Here is a 22,282-nt window from a genome sequence, read left to right on the forward strand (position 1 = left end):
CTGCTTCCCATCCCACGCCTGCAAGGGGTAACTTAGCGTTATCCCCCATAGTAAAAGAGGCCTTCCGATGACTGCCACGCGTTGGACAATGCAGGTTACCGGCCGTGTTCAGGGAGTATATTATCGGGCGAATACCCAAAAGGCTGGGGCAGACCTGGGCCTCACAGGGTACGCGCTCAATCTGCCAGACGGTGGCGTTGAGGTCGTAGCCGAAGGTGACCGGAAGAATCTGCAAGCGTTACACGACTGGTGCAAAAAAGGCCCGCCTGCCGCCCGTGTTGACCGGATCGTGGTTACCGAATCCCAGGCGACCGGAGAGTTCAGCGACTTCTCGATCCGCCGTTAGGGATCCCATCTGACTTTTTTAGAAAAAATTCCAGAAACGGAGTTGCCAAAGCCAGGCAAAACTATTAAAGTTTGCGCCCTCGAATCAGCACGCTGATTTTGCACAGATTATCGGGCCTTTACCCGCCCTGTCCGTGCATCGACACAGGTTATTGGAGAGGTGTCCGAGTGGCTGAAGGAGCACGCCTGGAAAGTGTGTATACGTTAATAGCGTATCGAGGGTTCGAATCCCTCCCTCTCCGCCAATAGTAAAGCCCGGCAGAAATGCCGGGCTTTTTTATTGGCCACAATAAGGCCAGGCGATAAACCTTGTGGGCTTGACCGCGCCCTTCGCTACCCCTCTTGCGCACCCAGCCAGGCAGCCCCACGAACACCGCTGGAATCGCCGTGAACCGCCTTGAGCACCGGGGTGTCGCACTCTCCGCCAAACACCCAGGCTGGCAGACGCTGTGGCAAACGCGCATAGATCTCATCAATGTTTGACATACCGCCCCCCAGTACGATGACATCGGGATCCAGTACGTTTATCACTCCCGCAAGTCCCCTTGCCAACTGGTCGATGTAGTTGTTCAGGGTCGCGGTACTTCTGGCATCCCCCCCTCTGGCCGCCTCAACGATGTCCCTGGGTGACAGCAGGTCCCCGCCAAGCAGTCGATGACTTAAGGCGAACCCCGGGCCGGAAACAAAGGTTTCCACACATCCGGACTGCCCGCAAAAACAGGGCCGCTTATGAAGCTCATTCCCGGCAGTCCAGGGCAAAGGATTGTGCCCCCACTCCCCGGCAACCCCGTTAGGACCGGCCAGCAGGTGACCATTGACACTGATGCCTGATCCGCAGCCAGTCCCAAGAATCACCGCCAACACAACCCGGTAACCTTGCCCGGCCCCGTCGGCCGCTTCAGACAGAGCCAGACAGTTGGCATCGTTAGAAAGAGTCACCCTGCGCCCGAGCAGCGCGCCAAGGTCCTCAGCCATTCGGTGACCGTTCAGCCAGGTCGAGTTGCCATTTTTTACCCGTCCGGTCACCCGGGAGACCGACCCAGGAATCCCCACACCCACGGACAATGCCTGCGCTCCTGCATGAGCTTCGGCGGCCGCGACCAGCTGGCAGATCGTATCCAGAGTTCCTGCGTAATCACCAACCGGCGTGTCCTTTCGCGCCCGAAAATGCTCCCGGCTCTGCCGATCCATCAAAATGACTTCGGTTTTTGTGCCACCCAGATCGACGCCAATCATCCAGGAACGCCCCATACTTCCTCCTTACCATTCACACGTTGAGGAGAGGATATCCCCTATTCCCCCGCCTCCCCAGAATCAGGCAAACTTCCCGATTTACCAACTTTTTTCGGCGACGGCCATGACTCTGACCCAGATTTTTGTCCATACACTTGAAACCACCCTGCCCGTTTTTGCCATGGTGTTTATCGGACTTGGCCTGCGTCGGATCGGGTGGATCGACATGCCGTTTATCAATACCGCGTCTTCGCTGGTATTCAAAGCCACCCTGCCCACGCTGGTGTTTCTGAGCATTATAAGCGCCGATCTGACCAGCGCCCTGAACCCGAGGCTGCTCGGCTACTACCTGGCAGCGACGATCACCGGGTTTACGCTCAGTTGGTTATGGGCGGCCTGGAGAGTTCCTTACCGGGATCGTGGCGTCTATGTGCAAGGCGCATTCCGTGGCAACTGCGGGATTGTCGGTCTGGCCCTGGCGGCGAGCGTTTATGGCGACTATGGACTGTCCGCGGGAGGGATACTGCTGGGCCTGGTCATCGTCTCCTACAATACGTTATCAGTGATCGTGCTGGCAGCGTATCAACCCGGACGTCAGCCCCAGTGGCGGAGCATCACCCGGGATATTCTCCGCAACCCGCTGATTCTGGCCGTCATCGCCGCCATTCCAGTCGCACTGAGCGGTATCGCCCTGCCCAGTTGGATAATGACCAGTGGCAGCTACTTTGCATCGCTGACCCTGCCACTGGCACTGCTGTGTATAGGCGGCACACTCTCTCTGAGCGCCATTCGCGGCGACAGCAAAACGGCAACCAGCGCCAGCCTGATGAAAATGATAGTATTGCCCGCTCTGTGCACGTTCGGTGCGTGGCTTGTGGGTTTCCGCGACGAAGAACTGGGGTTGATGATGCTGTTCTTTGCCAGCCCTACCGCTGCCGCCAGCTTCGTCATGGTAAAAGCCTTTGGCGGTAACGAACGGCTGGCAGCAAACATCGTAGCCTTCACCACGCTACTGGCCAGCGTCACCATTACTGTCGGCATTTTCATACTGAGGGTTAGCTCCGGCGGATAACCCCCCCCCCCAGCAGACTCAGTACTGGAATACGAGGCCGAGGGACGCACCTTCAAGATCAAACCTGTCCTTACTCAGGTACCAGGAATAGTCCAGGGTCACAGCCGTATTGCGAGTGACAACAAAATTCGCACCTACGCCATAACTGAAGGCCGTTTCGGCTTCATTTTCATTCAGCAAGCGATTTCCGGTGACCGTATCGTAGAACTTGAATTCCGCCTCGGCATGAGTCACCCCTGCCATCAGATACGGATATACCGGGTTCGGGCTGTCATACCCCAGCACCAGGTAACCCCCAATGTAGTTACGAAGGCGGGTTTCGACGTCAACAAAGCCGGCATCCAACTCATCGTCCTTGACGCCACCACCCAGACGCCCTTCAAACGCAATGGCCGGGGTAAAGCGATAGCCAAACTTACCGGAGACAGCCGTGGAGTCGAACGTTGGAGAACCGTCCAGCGAATACTCCAGCAACGACGCTGACGCACCAATATAGGCCCTGGACTCAAACGGCGCAGCGTTCACTGCCATAGCGCCAGTGCAGCCCAGCGCAACAATAACCCCCATTGAAACCCGGTTAATTATCATTCCCATCGAAGAATTTTCCCTGTTAGCCAACATTTGCCCTATGGCGCTTCGCACGCGGCATTCTGCCCGGGCCTTCGCCAAAGGATCATCACCACACCATGAACAACCAGGAACGGAATCGCCAGGTAAAGCACTCCCTGCCAGCCAAGACCGTTCAGCACCGCACCGGCAGACAAGGCCGCAGCGGCCTGCACACCAAAGATCAGCATGTCATTCATACCCTGTACCCGGAACCGCTCTTCAGAACGATAGCCCTGCGGCAACAGGGTTGTGCCAGCGACGAACAAAAGATTCCAGCCGACACCCAGCAGCACCAGAGCCACAAAAAAATGACTGAACCCTGTGCCACTACTCGCCACCAGCACACAGGCCAGATAGCTAACCAGCCCCCAAATCATCATCCAGGCCAGACCAATGCGACGGGTGAGCCATCCGCTCACCAGCGATGGCAGGTACATGGCCAGGATATGAAGCTGGATGACCAGCTTGGCATCTTCCATCGGGTGACCGGCCATCTCCGTCATGCTCAGGGGCGTTGCCGTCATGATGAAGCTCATGAGGCCATAGCCAATCGCAGCAGAACTGATCGCAGCCCATATCACCGGCTGCCGAAAAATCAGGATGAGCGATCGTCCACCATGGCCGCCGTGATGGTTCGCGACCGCCCCCCCATCATGATAGCCGACAAATACCACCATGCCCGCCAGCAACTGGACGACCGCAAGTGCCAACCAGCCGGTGACAAAACCTGATTCGGCACCACCGCCAAACCCGAGCATTGCCAACTCAGGCCCCAGCCAGGCTGCCGCCATTCCACCCAGCAGTACCCGTGCGGCCGCGGTACCGGCCAATCCCTCAGGAACGACCTCCATGGCGGCAAAGCGGTACTGATGAACCACCGCAAGCGCCATTCCACCGATGGTCGAGGAGGCACAGATGAGTGCGAAACTTTCCTGAACGGTCGCCAGCGCCCCCAGTCCAGCCGCCATGGCACCAACACCGGCTCCAAGCAGCATCACCGGCTTACGCCCCCAACGGGACATCAGAACCGTTACCGGTTTGACCGCCAGCACGGTGCCAATAACAACCAGCGCCACCGGCAGAGTGGCGAGACCGGGTGAAGGCGCCAACGCTCGTCCCTGTAAGCTGCCAATGAATACGATAAAGGGGGCCGTACACATGGCCAAAGACTGGGCAATCACCAGCGTCCATACGGTGAAGGGCATAATCGGGCCTATTTTTTGCGGTAGATAATTCCGGGGTGGCACTGCACCATTTCGTACAGGTCAGAAAGCCCGTTCAGTGACTCGGAGGATCCCAGGATCAGATAACCGCCAGGGTTAAGCGTTGCATGGATACGAGTGAGGATATCTTTCTTGAGTTCGGCAGAGAAATAGATCAGTACATTGCGGCAGAAGACAATATCGAACTTGCCAAACATATAGCGATCCAGGAGATTGAGCTCACGAAAATCAACCATGCTCTTTATCTGCGGACGGATCTGCCACCCACCATTGGCTGAAGGTGTGAAGAACGCTTTCTGTCGCTCAGGAGACAGGCCGCGACCAATCGCGATCATTTCATACTCGCCACGCCGGGCAACTTCCAGCACGCTTTTGGAAATGTCTGTTGCGGTGATCCGAACATCACGGATACGACCCGGCCGGGTACGCCGGAACTCCTCGATGATCATCGCAATGGAGTATGGCTCCTGCCCGGTTGAACAGGCTGACGACCAGATCCTGAGGGAACCCGGCACCTTGGACTCCGCATATTCGGGCAGCAGTTTTTCATTCAGAATACGGAAAGGATGATTATCCCTGAACCAAAGCGTTTCATTGGTTGTCATGGCGTCAATGACAACCTCGCGCAGGTTGCTGCGTCCCGGCCTCTGGATGCTGCCCAGCAGGTCGCTGATGCTGGTCATTTTATGCTCTTCGAGAATTCGGCGCAGTCGGCTTTTAACCAGATACTGTTTGTTGTCGCCCAAAAGGATGCCGCACGCATCCTGCAGGAATGTCTTGAACGCCTCGTATTCCTGTTGCGTAATATCTGCTTTCATTAGGTCTCTATACTTAAGCCTGTACCGCCGTCATTGGCGATCAATGATTTCCATCACCCGCTCAGCGAGCTCGTCCGGGCTGAACTTGGCCATGAAATCGTCCGCCCCCACCTTCTCGACCATGGCACGATTAAAGACGCCACTGAGCGAGGTGTGCAGCATGATGTACAGATCGGCAAGCGCCGGATCACCCTTGCACCGGGTAACCAGGGTATACCCGTCCATTTCAGGCATTTCTACGTCGGAGATGACCAGCGACAGATGATCCGATGCCCTGGAGCCATCGGCAGTGATCTCCTTGAGGAATTCGAGCGCCTGCTTGCCATCATTCCTTGTGATCACGTCAAGACCAATGGCAGAAACACAGCGCTCGATCTGGCGTCGCGCCACCGAGGAATCGTCCACCACCAACACCGGCAACAGACCGCCACGGTCTTTGGTATTTTTGCTGAGAATCTCCTCATTAACATCTTCCCTGAGCGGAGAAAACTCTGCAAGTATCTTCTCTACATCTATGATTTCAATGAGCTTATCGTCAAGCTTTGTAACCGCCGTGAGATAGACGTCACGTCCCGCTCCCTTCGGCGGAGGCAGAATATCTTCCCAGTTCATGTTGACGATCCGGTCCACTCCGCCGACCAGGAACCCCTGCGTCTTGCGGTTGTACTCGGTAATGATCACAAAGCTGTTCGGCAGGTCTTCCGCGGGAACACCTGGTAACCCGATCGACATCGCCAGATCGATAATCGAGATGGTTTCACCTCGGATATGAGCAACGCCGCGCACCACCCGCTGACTGTTGGGAATGGAGGAGAGCTTGGGACATTGCAGCACCTCCTTAACCTTGAAGACATTAATGCCGTAGACCTGACGCCCCCTGAGACGAAACAGCAGCAACTCCAGCCGGTTCTGCCCCACAAGCTGGGTTCTTTGGTTGACGCTATCCAATACACCTGCCATTCGAACCTTCTCCTGCCTACTGACACCAATATTCCGGCATGCTTATTGCTTTTTAAGTGCCAAATGCCATTTTTTTGGCCTGTGACCTGTTTATCGGCCAAGCTCCGGAAATGTTGAGGAAAATCCGGCTCGGCGCTATCAGCACAACTACCGAACCGGGTAGCCAGGCCACTGATAACCAAAGCATAGGACAAAGTGAGCCATATGCGCAGCATCATTTTTCTGCTCTCAGTACTGGCCATAGCCACATCAGCGAACGCCACTGGCACGACCAGCACCGCCGACGAAATCCGCTCGGCGGCAACCCGGTTTCTGGACCAGTTTGCCGAGGCCAGGAGCGATGAGGGCCAATCCGTGGACTATCAGATTGGCCACCTCGACCCGCGGCTGAACCTGGCGCCCTGCCCGAATGCCGTGAGCGCGGACTTCAACGGTGATCCCTGGACCACGAGTCAGCCCACGCTGCTGATTAGCTGCGACGGTAACCGGCCATGGCGAATGTATTTACCCGTCTCGTTGACCATCACAGGAGACGTGTTCAGCGCTGCTCAGCCCATAGGGCGTGGGGAACGAATCACGGCCGCCATGCTGACCCCCCAGCCCGGCGAACTGAATAACAGCCGCCGACCTCCGATCACTCGGATTGAGGATCTCCTTGGCAAGGAAATGACCCGCTCCATTAACCGCGGCACGGTTCTTACCTCAGACCTGATCGTTGAGCCAGACACCGTGCAGCGCGGTGATCATGTTATTATCGTCGCGCGCTCCGGCAATTATACCGTTCGTACCCGCGGGCAGGCGCTGGCCAATGGCCAGCACGGTGAGCAGATTCTGGTAGAGAATCTGTCATCACAGCGACGCATCAGGGCCCGGGTTATTGCCCCAGGGATGGTTGAAATCCCCATGTGAAAGCGGCAACAAATTGCCGCTGCAGCCCGGGCGCATGGCAAGCAATGGCCAGTAAAACCGGTTTTTCTTAATAGTACCTGAGAAAAATGCTAAAGAATGTAAACACTCGGCCGTTAATCAGGTAAATGCTTCCAACCAGGCAGTTATGCCAGTTGCAGCTCAAACATTCAGGCAAGCAGGAATATCGTCATGTCAGTTGACTTCAATGGAATTGGCCCAGGCCAGGTCAACCACCAGAAAAATACGGCCACCAAGTCCGATGCCACTGCAAAGGCGCCTCAGTCACCCGTTGAGCAGGCCCAGGCCCAGGCAGCACGTGGCGAAAGCGTTAAGCTCAGCTCCCAGGCAAAGGACCTCAAACAGCTTGAACAGCGGCTTAACAGCTACCCGGAAACCGACGATGATCGTATTGAGCAGATCAAGGCGGCCCTCGCCGACGGCTCCTACAAGGTAGATGCTGAGAAACTGGCCCAGAAAATGCTTGAGATGGATGAAAGCATTTTTGGGTGAGTTGAACAATGGCTGCTATAGATACGTTAAAAGACCTGCTGCACGAAGATATCCGCCAGCTTGACGCACTGGCGGCCCTACTGAAGACGGAACGGAAGTCACTGTCCGAATCCGACGTCCAGTCCCTGGAAGCACTGACCAGAGACAAGAATGCCCTGCTCCAGTCAGTGCGCGAACGCGCCAAACAGAAGATTCACCTGCTGGTACAGATGGGCTTCCGCCCTGACAGCGGGCACCCCTCCCAGTTCATCACCGCAGGCGGAATGACCGACCTGGTCGAGCTCTGGAAGTCTGCAGAACAACGCCTTCAGGAATGCCACAAGCTCAACCGGATAAACGGGAGGGTCGTAGGCAACCTGCAGAAACGCCTGGCCCGGCTGAGTGACATTTTCCGTGGAACCACCGGTAACCAGAAGCTTTACGGGGCCACCGGCCAGCAGACCTCGGTCAATCAGAGTACCGTTTTGGCCAGTGCCTGACGGCATCTGAGATCCCATCAGACAAACAGAAGGCCGACGCCAGCAACGAACTGCGTCGGCTTTTTCCGTTGATTGTTCAGTGGGTATAGATCCGCAGGTGGGATCCCGCCTGGAACCGGATATCAGACAAGGTGACGTTTCCAAGTGTTGCCGACGCGCTCTCGCTGACACGGATGTTGTTCATCCCGATACGTTCAATACGTTCCGGCAAGGCGAGTTCCAGCGCTCCCTCTCCGGAGATGCGGTAACGAGGCTCTCCTTCCCGGTAGTGAACTCCGACAATGGACAGATCGGAATGGAGAAAATTAAGTACCGGCACAAAAGAACGGGCCACCAGTTTCAATCCCTCAACCGCATCCGTATAGGCCTCATCAACAGGCCCGCCGTCGCTCTGCTCCGCCGCTTCTGCCATTCCGCGGACGGTAGCAAGCTGAGCCAGGAAATCCTCGGTGGAGCGCCCTGCGAAGGACGCCAGTTCATCGTCGTCTAGCGGTGACATTCCGGTCACCCGGTGCAACGCTCCGGAGGTCTGGTCCGCCGGAGTGACGACGGAGTTGGTCGCCGCCAGCGAAACCAGAGGCTGAAACGGCATGGTGACCATGGTTACAAACGCAGCTGCATTGCGGTACCGGGCCTGATGGCGCAGCACGCGATTGAGCTCTTTATCGGAGATCCAGCCGAGCCCAACGAACACCTCGCCGAGTCGTTCACCGGATTCACGCTGCAGGCGCAGCCCCTGTTCAAGCTGGATCTCACTCAGATAGCCGCGATTGACCAGCAGCCGACCGAGCCTGGACTTTTCCTTATGACCGTGACGGATATCCACAGCACCCTCCATTGAATAGTTGGAAACACCGTACAACCCGGCCCGGCTATCAACGCAATGATCTTGCGATATGTCGCTTGAGTACAGAAACGGTTGGCATGATTGAGTTACCGCAGGTATCGGCAGACTCCATCCCGCCATGCTCTCTGTAACCGTTCATTTCGGGGCGCCGCTTACTGTAAATGCAGACAATTCTGGTAGACTCAGCGACGCTTGTTCCTGACCGATTAAACATGAGGCCCCCTACCGTGACGACACCCAAAAAGAAAAATCCGGTAAAACTGCTCCAAAACATGATCCATCCACTCTTTTTACTCGCTGTTATGCTGTTTTCCGGTGCCAGCCTGAGCTGGGCACAGGACAGCAGCGAGCCGCTGCCTCAGGTAGCCATCCAGACCTCCGAAGGCAACATGGTCCTGACGCTACGCCCTGATGTCGCGCCAGAGACCGTCAGCAACTTTCTATCCTATGTGGATAGTGGCTTCTATGATGGCATGGTGTTTCACCGAGTGATTCCCGGCTTCATGATTCAGGGCGGCGGTTTTGATCAAAGCCTCTCCCGCAAGCAGGCCCAAGACCCGATTCGTAACGAGGCCTCGCAGACCCTGCGCAACCTGCGTGGCACCATTGCCATGGCGCGTACCAATGATCCCCACTCTGCCACCTCCCAGTTCTTCATCAACGTTGCTGACAACGCCTTTCTGAACGCTGGCGTGCAGGGACCGGGCTATGCCGTCTTTGGCCGGGTAACGGAAGGACTGGGGGTTGCCGACGCCATTGCCAGCAAACCCACCGGTCGCGTCGGTGGAATGGCAGATGTGCCGATGGAACCGATCATTATTGAGCGTATTGAGCGTCTAACCCCGGCTGAGTAATGAATTCCGTTGACACCACCACTCAGGTCGCCATCTCGCCCGCCAGACTCAACTGGGTGGATGGCGTACCCGAATCCCGCGATTTCGGAGATGTCTATTTCAGCCGTGACAACGGACTCGAAGAAACCCGTTACGTGTTTCTCGGCCACAATCACCTGGACGAGCGATTCCGGGCGATTGAACAAGGCGGCCATTTTGTCATTGCGGAGTCCGGGTTCGGGACCGGGTTGAATTTCCTTGCCACCTGGCAATGCTGGCGAAACGCAGCCCCCCCCACCGGCGCGGTACTTCACTTCGTCAGCGTTGAGAAATTCCCCCTAACCCCGGAAGACCTGCATCGCGCCCACCAGCTCTGGCCTGAACTGGCAGAACTGGCGGGACAACTGCAGGCTGCCTACCCAGAGCTCACCGCAGGCGTTCACAGGATCGTCCTTGACGGCGGGCGGGTGCGGCTGACCCTGTTTTTCGGCGATGCGCTCGATGGCTGGAAAGATCTCGAATTCACAGCAGACGCCTGGTTCCTTGATGGCTTCGCGCCGTCCCTCAACCCCGAACTCTGGGTTGATGACGTCGTCGATGCGGTCAGCCAACACAGCCGTCCGGGAACCACCATCGCGACCTTCACGGCTGTTGGCCGGATCCGACGTGCGTTGATCGCTTCGGGATTTGAGATGGCCAAGGTCCCCGGCTATGGCAGAAAGCGGGAAATGCTGACCGGCACGTACGAGCCCCGGGAGCCCCATCGGCCAGACAAGGACTTGACCGATACCGGACCCGCGGGAATCCAGCCATCGCGTTCGGCCGTTATTGTCGGCGCCGGCATGGCGGGCTCCCTGCTGGCCCGCAATCTGGCGGAACGGGGCTTGAGGGTTACCGTCGTTGACTCTGGCACCGCTCCCGGTCATGGCGCCTCCGGCAACCAGCAGGGCGCGCTGTATGTAAAACTTGGGGTGGATTACAGCCCGCAGACCCAACTTGCGCTGTCGGCCCTGCTCTATGCCCAGCGTTTCTATCCCAGTCGTGAAGGCAGCGCCTGGTTTCCGACCGGCGTGTTGCAGATTGCCTACAGCGACGCCGAGCAGCGGCGCCAGAGTAAATTTCTCGCCAGCAACAACTACCCGCCCTCGATCGTTTGCCCGGTTACCCCGAACGAAGCCTCAGATCTCGCTGGCATCCCGATCAAGCAGTCTGGTCTGTGGTTCGCTCAGAGCGGCTGGTTGAAACCGCCAGTCTTGTGTAACCAGATGCTTGAGCATCCGGGAATCACAACCCGGTTCGGTTTTGACGTAGCCGATAAGTTCCATATGAACGGCCGTTGGCGAATCACCAGCCGCCAGGGCGAAACGGTCGATGCGGACACGCTGGTGCTATGTGCCGGTCACAGAGTGACTGAACTGTTGCCCGAGGGGCAGTATCGCTTCAAGCCGATCAGGGGGCAGGTCACCTTACTGGACCAGACAGCAATACAGCCACCCGCCTGCGTAATCTGCGGAAACCGTTACCTTAACCCGGCTGACAATGACCTCTGCCTGACGGGCGCGAGCTTCGACCTGAGAGATAGCAATCCGGAACTGACGACTGCCAGCCACCAGGAAAACCTGGAGGAGCTGGCCCGAATGCTTCCTGGCATCTTTACCAAGACGGGCGTTGCGACAGAGTCGCTGGGCGGACGAGTAGGCTTTCGCTGTACCACCCATGACTACCAGCCGGTTGTTGGCCCTCTGGATATCGAAGACGCCGAGGATACCAACGAGGCTACTAAGGCCTACCTGCTTACCGGATTTGGCAGCAAAGGCCTCACTTACGGGCCGCTACTCGCGGAATATCTGGCGGACGTTATTTCCGGTCAGCCCCGAGCCCTGCCAATATCGATGAGCCAGCGCCTGCGCGCCGAACGATGTCGGAACCAATCCTGAGCAGCCAACTCAAGTATTAGCCCTCAACGCCGATACCTATTAACATCAGCGATAAATAACGTGGCTCTCCGTTTTTCAGAGGAGTCGCGGAAACGGCGAGGCGAAACGGCTATGGCTATACATGTCAGCGAACCTGGGCGACCAACCGGCACCCGGCTACCTGAAGTGTTTCGGGATCGGCCAGTTGGCTCGGTCACCGAACTGGTGGAAGGGCATCGTATCAACCCCAACCGAGGCGATGCCATTGATCCTGAAGTGCTAAACGCACAATGGCATTCCAACTCCCCCGAACACGCAGCTGCTCAGTATCAGCAAAGCGGGGAGAGTGAGCCGGAACCCGAGCGCCCTTACCTTCCGGCAAAGGCGCTGACCAGCCACAGCCTGTTCACGATTGACGCTTCGGCAACCCTGGCTGATGGCCTCGCCGAAATGTCACGCCACAGCATCCATCACCTGATCATTCAGTCAGACACAACCATTGCGGGACTGGTAGACCGGCTGTGGATACTGACGTGGCTACAGAACAACCGCGCGGAAGCGACGAACTACACATTCAGCCAAATTGAGCTGCCGTCGTTTCTGACCGCAACGCCGGAAACCGATGGCCATTTGCTCGCACGATTAATGCTGGCCCACCAGTTGGATGCTGCACTGCTGATCACGCCCCAGGGAACCGCCTCGGGCATCGTAACCAGCGCTGACTTTCTTCGCCTCTACGCCGAGTCCAGGCGGCAGGAAAGCAGCGTGTGACCCGGGCTCAGGGGGTAAAACTGTTGAGCTGGCGCCCGTCGCCGCTGAACAGCACCACACCCCACTCCCGACTGCCAACGCTGCCCTGCTCAAACAGAGCAGTGATTTCATCGTTGCGGTAATTGGCCAGCCCGACAATGCGGCTATTGGGTTGAACAGGTTGCACGCGCCATAACTCGGCTGATTCGCCCCCCGTCGTAGCCAGCGTTTCTTTGATACCCACCAGTACCGGCTGGCGTTCCGCCCCAGGATTCCCTCCGCCGGCAATAAAGTCGCCGTCGGTGAATCCCCCAACAACGATGGCCTGATCAAAACGTTCAATCTCGGTGAACGTTTCTGTCGACACATCGTCAACGTCGTTCAGGGATTCCGCCCCGGTAAATACCCCACCGAGGCTATAGCGCAACAGGTACCCCGCCTGACTGGCCGTCGTTTCCCGCCCGAGTTCCTTGGCCGCGGTTTCCTCTCCATCTGCATTCACAACCGGTTGAGCGAAGTAACGCCCCTGGCTATTACCCAGAAGCCAGATCAGGTTGTCACCAACCACAGAGGCGGCCAGGGGATCATCAGCCTCAGTTCCACGCTGGTTTATGTTGAGATTGCCGTCTCTGGCAGAAGCGGTATAGAAGAAGAAATCTTTCAGGCCGAACTGCGTTTCACCATTCACTCCACCTGAGGTATTGCCAGCCGCCAACGCACCTTCACTGGCGAGGCCCCCGCCGACGACTGCATCATCCAGACCGGACCCGGCCTGTCGGGTCCAGGCCACGGATGGCACCAGCCCGCCACCCTCTTCCTGATCATCGATCCGCTGGACGAAGCTATCCACTCCGCCCGCGCCTGTCTGGCCAGACCAGATCCCGGAAGTCTCTCCACTGACGAAGACCGTGTACTTGCTGTCCAGACCGACCCAGACCGGTGAATCGTCGCCAGAAGTGCCGCTCTGAATCTCCCACACCGGCACATAAGCCTCAGGAACTGCCGCGCTATCGAACTTCAACAACACCGTCACCAGGTCGCTGCCACCGGAATTGCTCGCGCCTGTCAACGCACCGTCGGTACCCCATGAGATGGCTAGCCGACGTGACCACTCGTCCGCACCCTCGAACTTTTCCGCGTACGCGAGCACCGGCTCATTACCCTCGGCAACCGTTACGGAGGGCAACACAACCGGACCGAATGCGGGGTTGCCCACGCGATCCCAAACGCGAACCTCTGCCTGTCGGGTTGCAGGCACATACCCGGCAACGAAGATATGTCCGTCGTGGCCAACCGCCATGTCGGTGGGCACAAAGTCGGGTTCGCTACCCACGATCAGACCAGACGTCAATTCATTAATGCCCACGTGAAGGACCGTGCCCGCACTGCCGGCGTAGCCCTCCCTGCCCGCCTGGTAGGACTCATCAATCACGATATCGGCAAACTTGTCATTGTTCAGGGCATTGGTGAACGAACCGAGCGCCACGACCCTGAAATAGGCTTCGTCAATTCCTTCTGGAAAACTCAGTTCGTTACCAGCTTCCCAGGTGTCGCCGTCTCCCGGCACCTGGATCTCATAGTCCAGGCCAACAATAGCGCTGCTGGTGGCTGTTGATCCCAGTCGCACCCTGAAGGTACCGTCGCGTTCACCGTCCAGCCGAACCACGTACTGCGGACTGTCAGCCGGGCTGGCCGGAAGGACTGGCGCAATATTGACCACATCGCGGGTCAGACCAAGCTCAGTTTCGAGAGACGCTGACGGCTCGTCGTCCCTGATCTCGGAGCCGAAAACCAGTTCGTCTTCACCATTGCCAAAGCTGACCATGCCTTCCCGGACGTCAGTCAGGGCCAGGGTGAACACTTCCGGATCTTCGGCGATGCCGTCATCAATCACCTCCAGACGGATATAGCATTCGGTGATGCCGGGCTCGAGGGTGATGACACCGCTGGTGTAAAACTCCCCAGCGTCGTCCAGCTGGTAAACGAGGTAATCCGGTACCGGCAAGTCACCGGCGCTACCGTTGCCCCAACCGACAATATCCTGGCCAAGAATGGCCCGGGTCTGGTTCTGGGGCCCGTATTCACACTTCTGGTGTGGCGGCGTAACCACGCTTCCCTCTTCGCAGACATTCGGGTCGAATTCGCTTCGCAGCTCGAAGGCCACTTGTGCCGGAGTAACTGAGGGCTGATCCAGGGAGATGCGGATAATCACCGGTTCGGTCGGTGAAGTTCGTTCCGCGGTAGCGACAAAATCGCCGTTTTCATCGTATTCGTTGACGGTGTACGTGTGCTCCCCGGGCCCCGTCATAACGGGCAGAGCACAGCTGGAATCGTCAGCGCTCTTGTAGCTGTCCGTGTCCGCCGTCCCCTCAACTATATCGGCGCCGGTGAGTGCAAGATCATTGGTTTCAACGGTGATATTGAACGGTTGAACCCCAACGCGACTGCCGTCGGTGGTCAACAGGGTAATGTCCTTGGTTTCACCAAGATCAGCCCCGCCTCGCCGACCGCCGGTGATCCCGGGAACACCTCTCATGATAATGCCCTGCCGGGCCTTGTTCTGGGTGTCTTCGAGGGCAAGCCAGGAAGGCGCATTGCTCAGGGAGTAATTGAGGATGCCCTCGCCGCCGTCGGCGCCGAAATTGTAGTAGTACTCAACACCAAGGTACGCAGTGGCCGGGGGAATGCCAATGATGGAGGGATCATCCGCTGGTTTCTTGGTTTTGCACCCTGTCGTGGCGCCAAAGGCCAGGAAAATCAGGGTAACAACACAGAACCTGGCACCAGGAAATGATTTGACGCGCATGCAAAAGTCCATTTAGTAGGATTATTGTTATGGGCCGGCGATTTACACACCGTTACAGAACAATCCCATGGTACTCAAATTGCGCTGGCGCCGATCTGCGCGAGTTCTCAGAATCGTATTAGCGAGGCCGCTCTGTCCCCATCAGCCGCCCGTTGGCCGGGCGGCCAGGAATGCTTGGAACTCGTCTTCATCAAGCACCTTGACGCCCAGGTTTTGCGCCTTGGTCAGTTTGGAGCCAGCCGCTTCACCCGCCACAACACAACTGGTCTTTGCAGACACGCTGCCGGCCACCTTGGCTCCCAGGCGCTCCAGAATATCTTTTGCTTCCGCACGACTCATTTTTGACAGCGTGCCCGTCAGCACCCAGGTTTCGCCCGCCAGCGGCTGCTCATCTTCACTGACAAGTTCCTGTTGCCAGCTTACGCCATTAGCCTGCAATGACTGGATGGTTTCCTGGTTATGGGGTTGAGTAAAGAAGCCATGCACATGACCGGCAACAATCGGCCCGACATCCGGCACGTCCTGCAACGCGTCTTCGTCAGCCGCAGCCAGTGACTCCAGGGTCCCGAAGTGACGAGCCAGCCCCTTGGCCGTCGCCTCCCCAACCTCCCGGATTCCCAGAGCGTAGATAAAGCGCCACAGTTCTGGCGCCTTGGCCCCTTCGATCGCCTTGATCAGATTGGCTGCGGATTTGTCCCCCATTCGCTCCAGACCGACCAGGTCGGCCTTGCGCAACCGGTAGATATCCGCAACGGTCGTAACCAGCTCCCGCTCAACCAGGGTATCAATGAGCTTGTCGCCCAACCCTTCAATATCCATCGCTTTACGGGAAGCGTAATGGCGAATCGCTTCCTTACGCTGAGCCGGACAGAACAGCCCGCCAGAACAGCGCGCCACGGCCTCGCCTTCCACCTGAATCACATCAGAATCACAGACAGGGCACTGACTCGGGAGGTGGATCTCACGGGCGCCCGCTGGCCGCTTGTCGGCGACCACCTTCACAACCTGGGGAATCACGTCCCCTGCCCGCCGGACAAAAACCGTATCACCAATGCGAACATCCAGACGCTCAATTTCGTCCATGTTATGCAGTGTTGCATTGCTGACCGTTACACCCCCGACAAACACCGGTTTCAGTCTGGCAACAGGGGTGACCGCGCCCGTTCGGCCGACCTGAAATTCAACATCCTCCAGGATGGTCAGTGCTTCCTCAGCAGGAAACTTGTGGGCGATGGCCCAGCGTGGGGCCCTGGAAACGAAGCCCAGTCGAACCTGGAGGTCCAGTCGGTTAACCTTGAAAACGATGCCATCAATTTCATAAGGCAGATCAGCGCGTTTTGCCAGCAGTGCCTCATAGGCCTCCAGGCAGCCATTGGCCCCAACCACCTTCGACATTTCAGGGTTAATGCGGAACCCCCAACCCTGAACCTCTTGCAGGCAGTCCCAATGGGTGGATGGCAGCTCACCCTCATCCGGCAGTGCAACGCTGTAGGCACACAGTTCCAACGGACGCCGGGCAGTGATTGCCGGGTTTTTCTGCCTCAGGCTACCGGCAGCAGCATTCCTTGGGTTAACAAAGGTCTTCTCACCCTGTTTCCTGAGCGCATCGTTAAGCGCTTCGAAACCCGCCTTGGGCATGTAAACCTCACCCCGGACTTCCACTTCCTTCGGGAAAGACTTGCCACGCAAGCGCAGAGGGACCGAAGGGATCGTGCGAATGTTGCCGGTGATATCTTCACCGATATAACCATCGCCCCGGGTCGCGGCCCTGACCAGCAGACCGTTCTCATAGTGCAGACTGACGGCAAGACCATCCAGTTTCGGCTCACACACAAATTCTACAGCTTCATCAGAAGCCAGGCGGTCGTGAATCCTGCGCTCGAAATCTCTCAACTCCGCCTCGTCAAAGGCGTTATCCAGGGACAGCATGGGCAGGCGATGGGTAATCGCATCAAAGGTGGTATCGCCCAGGGCGCCAACCCGCTGTGTAGGCGAATCAGGCGTCACCAGGTCCGGGTTTTCCGCTTCAAGCTCTTTCAGTCTGCGGAACAGGTGATCGTATTCAACATCCGGAATACCGGGGTCATCCAGTACGTAGTAACGGTAGTTGTGGTCGTTAATCTGACGACGCAGATCATCAATCTGCTCGTTGACGGAAGGCGAACCTGTTGACATGGCCTGGAATCCTGAAGCTTTACCAAAAACGCCCGGAAGTCCGGGCGCTCTCTCCACAGTCTCAATACCGCCGATCGTTCAGTGACGCTGGGACCGGCGCTTGCGTTCGTATTCGCGGATGCGTTGACGACAATGCTCGATGGTCTGACCCGTCATCACGCTGCGGCGTTCATCCTTCATCTCTCCACCCATGTTGCGGACGACACACTGGGCAGTTTCCAGCATGAATTCAAAAGCCTGCATGCAATTGGATGGGCCCGGCATGCTCATGAAGAAACTGATACCGGGGGTCGAAAGGGTTTGCATGTCTTCGGGCCTGAACGTACCTGGCTCAACGGCGTTGGCGACACTGAACTGGACGGGGCTGCTGGTGTCCGTTTCCTCGTGGCGGTGATAGATGTCCATATCACCATGCAGCAACCCACAGGCCTCGAACAGCTGTTTAAGCGCGCTGCCCTGGAAGTCGTTGCCCTGCCTGGCCAGAACATTGATCACAATAACCTCCTGGGCGTCCGGGCGGTTGGCACCGGCCAGTGGCTGGTCATTAGTGACAGAAGCCTGGGTTCGTGCAGCGGTGTCGTGCTCAACATCGGTGGTCTGATCGGGCGCCAGAGCTTCGATCGCCGGCTCTTCGTCATCAGTTTGATAACGAGGCGCTCTCGCCTCCTCCGGCTTGATAACACGCGCCTCACTGATGATCTCATCAGCGCCCTCGGTAACCTCGGGCTCATTGTCCAGGGCACTCCAGCCGGTGTTCTCCTCGCTGAATGAGGGTTCAATTCGATCAGGGGCGTCAGACGCTGACGCCGACTCGTCTACGGAAAATGCCTCAGTTGGCTCAACGTCACGGGAGGAAACCACCGGCCGCGTTGGCTTTGGTTCGGGGTTGGCGAAGCGGCTTTTCGGCGCCTTCGTCACATACCCACGCTCTTCCAGGGTTTCTCGGGATATCGTGCGAGCACCGCCATTGGGCAGCTCGGGATTAAACTCCTCGTCCAGAGGCGACTCCTGGAGGTCGTTCGCTCCCATGCCTGACGATATCGCCATGGATTCCTTGCGGGCCCGGCGCATGCGGCGGACCCCATCTATAACAATACCAAGAATAACCAGGGTACCTATGGCAATTAACCATTCCCTAAGAGACATAATGTTGCTGTCCTGTATGCAATCCGCTTAACGTCGTTACTCTATGAAAAGCCTGCTGTGAATACAACGCGTGTGCAGGCCAGATGGCGTTTTTGTCATCTTTTCACGTTATTACGCTTCCGCCAGCGCTGCCGCTTCTTCGACATCGACGGAAACAAGACGGGAGCAACCAGGCTCATGCATGGTAACCCCCATCAACTGGTCGGCCATTTCCATGGCGATCTTGTTGTGACTGATGTAAATAAACTGAACCTGTTTGGACATCTCCTTGACCATATTGGCGTAACGACCGACGTTGGCATCATCCAGGGGCGCATCAACCTCATCGAGCATACAGAACGGCGCCGGGTTGAGCTGAAAGATGGAAAATACCAGAGCAATCGCTGTCAGTGCCTTCTCGCCCCCTGATAACAGGTGGATAGTGCTGTTCTTCTTACCCGGTGGTCGGGCCATAATCGTAACGCCGGTTTCCAGCAAATCTTCGCCCGTGAGCTCAAGATAGGCATTACCCCCTCCGAACACTTTCGGGAACAGTGCCTGGAGACCACCGTTCACCTGATCAAAAGTTTCCTTGAAACGCTGGCGGGTTTCCCGGTCGATCTTGCGAATCGCGGTATCCAGCGTTTCCAGTGCTTCGGTCAGATCCTCGTGTTGGGTGTCGAGGTAGGTCTTGCGTTCGCTCTGGACCTGATACTCTTCAATCGCCGCCAGGTTGATCGCGCCAAGCCGCTGGATTCTTGCAGCAATCTTTTCCAGTTCGTCCGACCAGACCTGCTCACTGGCCTCCTCCGGCATCTGCTCCAGTACATCTTTCAGTTGCACATTCATTTCCCGCAACTGCTCTATGTGGTTAGCTGAGCGGATTTCGAGCGCCTGGGACTCCATCTTCAGTTTTTCCAGGCGGCCACGGACATCCTGAATCTTATGTTCGGCGCCGCCTCGACCCTGTTCCACCTCGCGCACTTCGCGATCGATGTCTTCAAGGGCATCCCGGGCCTTGGCTAGCTTTTCTTCCTCGGCAATCCGGCGTTCAAGCAAACCCTCGAGCTGCATCTGCAGATCCTCGATCGGCTCCTCGGCACTCTCCCGGGTTTCCTGCAGAACCTCAACCCGCTCATCCAGCCGCTCTTTCTGCAGGGCCATCCGCTCCAGAGTCTGTTTCAGCCCTTCGCGCTGGCTTTGCAGGGATTGCAGCTGCAACTGCAGCTGGTGGGCATGGTCACGATCATGGCGGGCCTGCTGACGCAGGTTATCCAACGCTTCACGAAGACGGTCGCGCTGTTCAAGCTGGCGCTCTCTCTCTTCTTCCGTGTCTTCGGTGGCGTCCAGCGCCTCCTGCCAGACTTCCCGCTCCTCTGCCAGCTGCTCCTGCTGTTCAATCAACTGGGCAGCCACTTCTTCACCGTCATCGGTTATACGCTGCAAGCGCGCATCAATTTGTTCGGATCGAGCGCGAATTCCGCTTATTCTCGAGTTGACGTCAGCCAACTCCCGCTCGATATCACCGACCGCCTTTTGGGCTTCTTCACGCTCGGCCTCTGCACGCTCCAGCTGCGCCTGAAAACGGATGAGGCTATCACTGGCGGATTCAAGCTCAGCGTCCGCAATATCATAATCAGCCTGGAGTTGTGCCAATCGCTTCTGACGTTCAATGACACCAAGCTTGCCGCTGTCGGAATCCGGCATCCGTACCCATCCCTGACCAACCCAGACACCGTCCCGGGTCAGCAGGGTCTGGCCTGGCTTCAGTTGCTGGCGTCGCTCAATGGCTTCGGCCAGGCTTTCGGCGTACCCAACCGTAGCAAGGAGCCCTGCCATTCCGCCGGCATTACGCACCTTGTCGAGCAGGCCGCCACTATTGACGCCACTCTCCTGCTCAACCAGCACCGCCCCCCGGGGCGCATCGCCGAGCGCGCCGCCCAGATCATTGAGTGTTGCCACACACACACCATGGGTCATCTGGCCAAGCAGCTGCTCAACCGCGAATTCCCAGCCAGCATCGATATCCAGTTGCTGCACCAGGCGCGGCAGTGCTGCGAGGTTGTTGTCAGACAGCCAGCCCTGAAGACCGCTATCCTGCGAACCCAGTTGCTCATCCAGCAGCGCCTGCTGGGAATCCAGGGTAGCCCGCAGTGTCTGCACCCGCTGACGGCAATCAGCCACCGACTGGTCTGACGCCCGTGCACTGTTGCGAGCGTCCTGCACCTGTTCCAACACCCGCTCAATCCGTTCAGACGCTTCTTCGCGACGAATGGAGCATTCTTCCTGCTGTTCCGTCAGGGCATCCAGTTCCTCACGGTCCAGCTGCCCCTCCAATGTTAACTGCTCATCAAGCAGTCGCTGGCGCCGCGTCCCCAGCTGATCGATGGAATCCTCAAGGGAGCGAATACGCGACTGGGACAACTCAGCCTGACGCCGGGCATCCGCTGAACGGGCGCTGAATGCTTCCCAGCCTTGCTGCCAGTCGCTCATGGCGTCTTCCGCCTGCTGCAGCTTTTCACCGGATTCCTCAGAACGGATAGCCAGAGCTTCCTGCTCCGGCTCCATCATGTCGATTTCGTCCTGGATAGTCGCCAGTTTTTCCCGGTCCTGCTCCAGCTCCCGAGCCAGCTCTCTCAGATTGGTCAGGGCCTGATCAAGCTCGGCGGCACTTTGGCGGCTGCGCTCACGCTGATGCTCCAGGCTTTGCTCGATACGGGCAATATCGGCCCCCGCTTCGTAATAGCGGGCCTGAGCCTTATTGAAGTGTTCCGTGCGCTCGTGATGGTTTTCCCTCAGCGTTTCGAGAGAGGTCTCCATGCTGACACGGTCTGTCAGCAGCTTCTCAAGCTCAAGCTCGGTTTCGCTGATTTTGCCCCGCCAGGTTTGCAAGTCATTGTCCAGGGATTGCCATTTCAGAACCGTCAGTTCCGCTTTTTTCAGACGCTCTTCCTGCTTGTATTCCTTGTAGCGTTCGGCAGCCTGAGCCTGACGTTTGAGGTGCTGGAGCTGGCGATCAAGCTCTTCACGGAGGTCGGCAAGCCGTTCGAGGTTTTCCTGGGTGCGACGAATACGGCTCTCGGTTTCCTTGCGCCGTTCCTTGTACTTGGAGATCCCTGCGGCTTCCTCGATATATATCCGGAGCTCTTCCGGTTTTGCCTCGATCAGCCGGGAAATCATGCCCTGCTCGATGATCGCATAGCTTCGGGGACCCAGGCCGGTGCCAAGGAACAGGTCGGTAATGTCCCTTCGGCGACACTTTGATCCATTGAGAAAGTATTCCGACTGACCTTCCCGTGACACCCGGCGCCGTACCGAAATCTCGGCAAAGCGGGCGAACTCACCCGGCGCGGAGCCATCGCCATTGTCAAAAACCAGTTCAATGGAAGCCTGCCCCACGGGTTTGCGGGCGCTGGAGCCGTTGAAGATGACGTCGGTCATGGACTCGCCACGAAGGTATTTGGCGGAGCTCTCCCCCATCACCCAGCGAACGGCGTCGATGATATTGGACTTGCCACAACCGTTGGGGCCAACCACCGCAGTCATGTTGGTGGGAAACGGCACCGTCGTAGGGTCGACAAACGATTTGAAGCCCGCCAGTTTGATCGATTTAAGTCGCATAGTCGGTTGTTTCGCCCGGATTAGCAGTCCACATCAATAACCACGACCTGC

18 protein-coding genes and 1 tRNA gene are annotated in these 22,282 nt (G+C 57.6%); 9 read left to right on the forward strand and 10 right to left on the reverse strand.

Going from position 1 to position 22,282, the window contains the following annotated elements:
• Positions 1–67 precede the first annotated feature (67 nt).
• Together yccX and BLV11_RS14325 are read left to right on the forward strand one after the other, a co-directional pair.
• Positions 68–346, forward strand: coding sequence for an acylphosphatase (gene yccX / locus BLV11_RS14320; RefSeq protein WP_091815914.1), 279 nt, complete (start codon positions 68–70; stop codon positions 344–346).
• 153 nt (positions 347–499) lie between these two features.
• A tRNA-Ser gene (locus BLV11_RS14325) sits at positions 500–590 on the forward strand.
• A gap of 88 nt (positions 591–678) precedes the next feature.
• Here BLV11_RS14325 and BLV11_RS14330 read toward each other — a convergent pair.
• Positions 679–1,596, reverse strand: coding sequence for an ROK family protein (locus tag BLV11_RS14330; protein WP_091815918.1), 918 nt, complete (start codon positions 1,594–1,596; stop codon positions 679–681).
• A 106-nt stretch (positions 1,597–1,702) separates the two neighbouring features.
• On the opposite strand from BLV11_RS14330, the gene BLV11_RS14335 reads away from it, so the two are divergent.
• The gene (locus BLV11_RS14335; RefSeq protein WP_091815922.1) at positions 1,703–2,650 is read left to right on the forward strand and encodes an AEC family transporter; all 948 of its coding nucleotides are present in this window, start codon (positions 1,703–1,705) and stop codon (positions 2,648–2,650) included.
• A gap of 18 nt (positions 2,651–2,668) precedes the next feature.
• Here BLV11_RS14335 and BLV11_RS14340 read toward each other — a convergent pair whose 3' ends face one another.
• From BLV11_RS14340 to BLV11_RS14355, 4 genes are read right to left on the reverse strand one after another with little or no spacing between them, the layout of a single operon-like run.
• Entirely contained in the window at positions 2,669–3,244 is a 576-nt protein-coding gene (locus BLV11_RS14340; protein ID WP_175528362.1) for a porin family protein, read from the reverse strand.
• Between the two features lie 32 nt (positions 3,245–3,276).
• Positions 3,277–4,464 carry an MFS transporter gene (locus tag BLV11_RS14345; protein ID WP_091815928.1) on the reverse strand — a complete coding sequence of 396 codons (1,188 nt, stop codon included), beginning with the start codon at positions 4,462–4,464 and terminating at the stop codon, positions 3,277–3,279.
• An 8-nt stretch (positions 4,465–4,472) separates the two neighbouring features.
• Complete coding sequence (locus BLV11_RS14350) at positions 4,473–5,300, reverse strand: CheR family methyltransferase (protein WP_091815931.1); 828 nt, start codon at positions 5,298–5,300, stop codon at positions 4,473–4,475.
• Between the two features lie 30 nt (positions 5,301–5,330).
• Positions 5,331–6,260, reverse strand: coding sequence for a chemotaxis protein CheV (locus BLV11_RS14355; protein WP_091815934.1), 930 nt, complete (start codon positions 6,258–6,260; stop codon positions 5,331–5,333).
• Positions 6,261–6,464: 204 nt separating this feature from the next.
• Between BLV11_RS14355 and flgA the strand changes: the two genes are divergently transcribed.
• The 3 genes from flgA (at position 6,465) to BLV11_RS14370 (ending at position 8,158) form a co-directional block, all read left to right on the forward strand.
• Positions 6,465–7,169 (forward strand): flagellar basal body P-ring formation chaperone FlgA, encoded by a 705-nt coding sequence (gene flgA, locus BLV11_RS14360; protein ID WP_091815939.1) that lies wholly within the window; start codon positions 6,465–6,467, stop codon positions 7,167–7,169.
• A gap of 189 nt (positions 7,170–7,358) precedes the next feature.
• The gene (flgM, locus tag BLV11_RS14365; protein ID WP_091815941.1) at positions 7,359–7,679 is read left to right on the forward strand and encodes a flagellar biosynthesis anti-sigma factor FlgM; all 321 of its coding nucleotides are present in this window, start codon (positions 7,359–7,361) and stop codon (positions 7,677–7,679) included.
• 8 nt (positions 7,680–7,687) lie between these two features.
• Complete coding sequence (locus tag BLV11_RS14370) at positions 7,688–8,158, forward strand: flagella synthesis protein FlgN (RefSeq protein ID WP_091815944.1); 471 nt, start codon at positions 7,688–7,690, stop codon at positions 8,156–8,158.
• A 76-nt stretch (positions 8,159–8,234) separates the two neighbouring features.
• Here BLV11_RS14370 and BLV11_RS14375 read toward each other — a convergent pair whose 3' ends face one another.
• Positions 8,235–8,984 (reverse strand): cyclic di-GMP-binding domain-containing protein, MshE-related, encoded by a 750-nt coding sequence (locus BLV11_RS14375; RefSeq protein WP_091815947.1) that lies wholly within the window; start codon positions 8,982–8,984, stop codon positions 8,235–8,237.
• Between the two features lie 293 nt (positions 8,985–9,277).
• On the opposite strand from BLV11_RS14375, the gene BLV11_RS14380 reads away from it, so the two are divergent.
• From BLV11_RS14380 to BLV11_RS14390, 3 genes are all read left to right on the forward strand, one after another.
• A complete protein-coding gene (locus BLV11_RS14380) occupies positions 9,278–9,859 on the forward strand; it encodes a peptidylprolyl isomerase (protein ID WP_091815950.1) in 582 nt (193 codons plus the stop codon).
• A complete protein-coding gene (gene mnmC, locus BLV11_RS14385; RefSeq protein ID WP_091815953.1) occupies positions 9,859–11,775 on the forward strand; it encodes a bifunctional tRNA (5-methylaminomethyl-2-thiouridine)(34)-methyltransferase MnmC2/FAD-dependent 5-carboxymethylaminomethyl-2-thiouridine(34) oxidoreductase MnmC1 in 1,917 nt (638 codons plus the stop codon). The genes BLV11_RS14380 and mnmC overlap by 1 nt, the downstream gene beginning before the upstream one ends.
• Positions 11,776–11,886: 111 nt before the next feature.
• Positions 11,887–12,525 (forward strand): CBS domain-containing protein, encoded by a 639-nt coding sequence (locus BLV11_RS14390; RefSeq protein ID WP_091815957.1) that lies wholly within the window; start codon positions 11,887–11,889, stop codon positions 12,523–12,525.
• 7 nt (positions 12,526–12,532) lie between these two features.
• On the opposite strand, the gene BLV11_RS14395 is transcribed toward BLV11_RS14390, so the two are convergent.
• The 4 genes from BLV11_RS14395 to smc form a co-directional block, all read right to left on the reverse strand.
• The gene (locus tag BLV11_RS14395; protein ID WP_091815960.1) at positions 12,533–15,310 is read right to left on the reverse strand and encodes a hypothetical protein; all 2,778 of its coding nucleotides are present in this window, start codon (positions 15,308–15,310) and stop codon (positions 12,533–12,535) included.
• 141 nt (positions 15,311–15,451) lie between these two features.
• Positions 15,452–17,485 (reverse strand): NAD-dependent DNA ligase LigA, encoded by a 2,034-nt coding sequence (gene ligA / locus BLV11_RS14400; protein WP_091815964.1) that lies wholly within the window; start codon positions 17,483–17,485, stop codon positions 15,452–15,454.
• A 78-nt stretch (positions 17,486–17,563) separates the two neighbouring features.
• Positions 17,564–18,631: a cell division protein ZipA gene (gene zipA / locus BLV11_RS14405; protein ID WP_091815967.1), complete on the reverse strand. Its 1,068-nt coding sequence runs from the start codon at positions 18,629–18,631 to the stop codon at positions 17,564–17,566.
• A gap of 111 nt (positions 18,632–18,742) precedes the next feature.
• Positions 18,743–22,231 carry a chromosome segregation protein SMC gene (gene smc / locus BLV11_RS14410; protein ID WP_091815970.1) on the reverse strand — a complete coding sequence of 1,163 codons (3,489 nt, stop codon included), beginning with the start codon at positions 22,229–22,231 and terminating at the stop codon, positions 18,743–18,745.
• Positions 22,232–22,282 lie beyond the last annotated feature (51 nt).

The organism is Marinobacter mobilis, from assembly GCF_900106945.1.
Lineage (GTDB): Bacteria > Pseudomonadota > Gammaproteobacteria > Pseudomonadales > Oleiphilaceae > Marinobacter > Marinobacter mobilis.

Coding starts and splice junctions, on each gene's coding strand:
- yccX (WP_091815914.1), top strand. CDS start 68: ATGACTGCCACGCGTTGGACAATGCAGGTTACCGGCCGTGTTCAGGGA.
- BLV11_RS14330 (WP_091815918.1), bottom strand. CDS start 1,596: ATGGGGCGTTCCTGGATGATTGGCGTCGATCTGGGTGGCACAAAAACC.
- BLV11_RS14335 (WP_091815922.1), top strand. CDS start 1,703: ATGACTCTGACCCAGATTTTTGTCCATACACTTGAAACCACCCTGCCC.
- BLV11_RS14340 (WP_175528362.1), bottom strand. CDS start 3,244: ATGGGAATGATAATTAACCGGGTTTCAATGGGGGTTATTGTTGCGCTG.
- BLV11_RS14345 (WP_091815928.1), bottom strand. CDS start 4,464: ATGCCCTTCACCGTATGGACGCTGGTGATTGCCCAGTCTTTGGCCATG.
- BLV11_RS14350 (WP_091815931.1), bottom strand. CDS start 5,300: ATGAAAGCAGATATTACGCAACAGGAATACGAGGCGTTCAAGACATTC.
- BLV11_RS14355 (WP_091815934.1), bottom strand. CDS start 6,260: ATGGCAGGTGTATTGGATAGCGTCAACCAAAGAACCCAGCTTGTGGGG.
- flgA (WP_091815939.1), top strand. CDS start 6,465: ATGCGCAGCATCATTTTTCTGCTCTCAGTACTGGCCATAGCCACATCA.
- flgM (WP_091815941.1), top strand. CDS start 7,359: ATGTCAGTTGACTTCAATGGAATTGGCCCAGGCCAGGTCAACCACCAG.
- BLV11_RS14370 (WP_091815944.1), top strand. CDS start 7,688: ATGGCTGCTATAGATACGTTAAAAGACCTGCTGCACGAAGATATCCGC.
- BLV11_RS14380 (WP_091815950.1), top strand. CDS start 9,278: ATGATCCATCCACTCTTTTTACTCGCTGTTATGCTGTTTTCCGGTGCC.
- mnmC (WP_091815953.1), top strand. CDS start 9,859: ATGAATTCCGTTGACACCACCACTCAGGTCGCCATCTCGCCCGCCAGA.
- BLV11_RS14390 (WP_091815957.1), top strand. CDS start 11,887: ATGGCTATACATGTCAGCGAACCTGGGCGACCAACCGGCACCCGGCTA.
- BLV11_RS14395 (WP_091815960.1), bottom strand. CDS start 15,310: ATGCGCGTCAAATCATTTCCTGGTGCCAGGTTCTGTGTTGTTACCCTG.
- ligA (WP_091815964.1), bottom strand. CDS start 17,485: ATGTCAACAGGTTCGCCTTCCGTCAACGAGCAGATTGATGATCTGCGT.
- zipA (WP_091815967.1), bottom strand. CDS start 18,631: ATGTCTCTTAGGGAATGGTTAATTGCCATAGGTACCCTGGTTATTCTT.
- smc (WP_091815970.1), bottom strand. CDS start 22,231: ATGCGACTTAAATCGATCAAACTGGCGGGCTTCAAATCGTTTGTCGAC.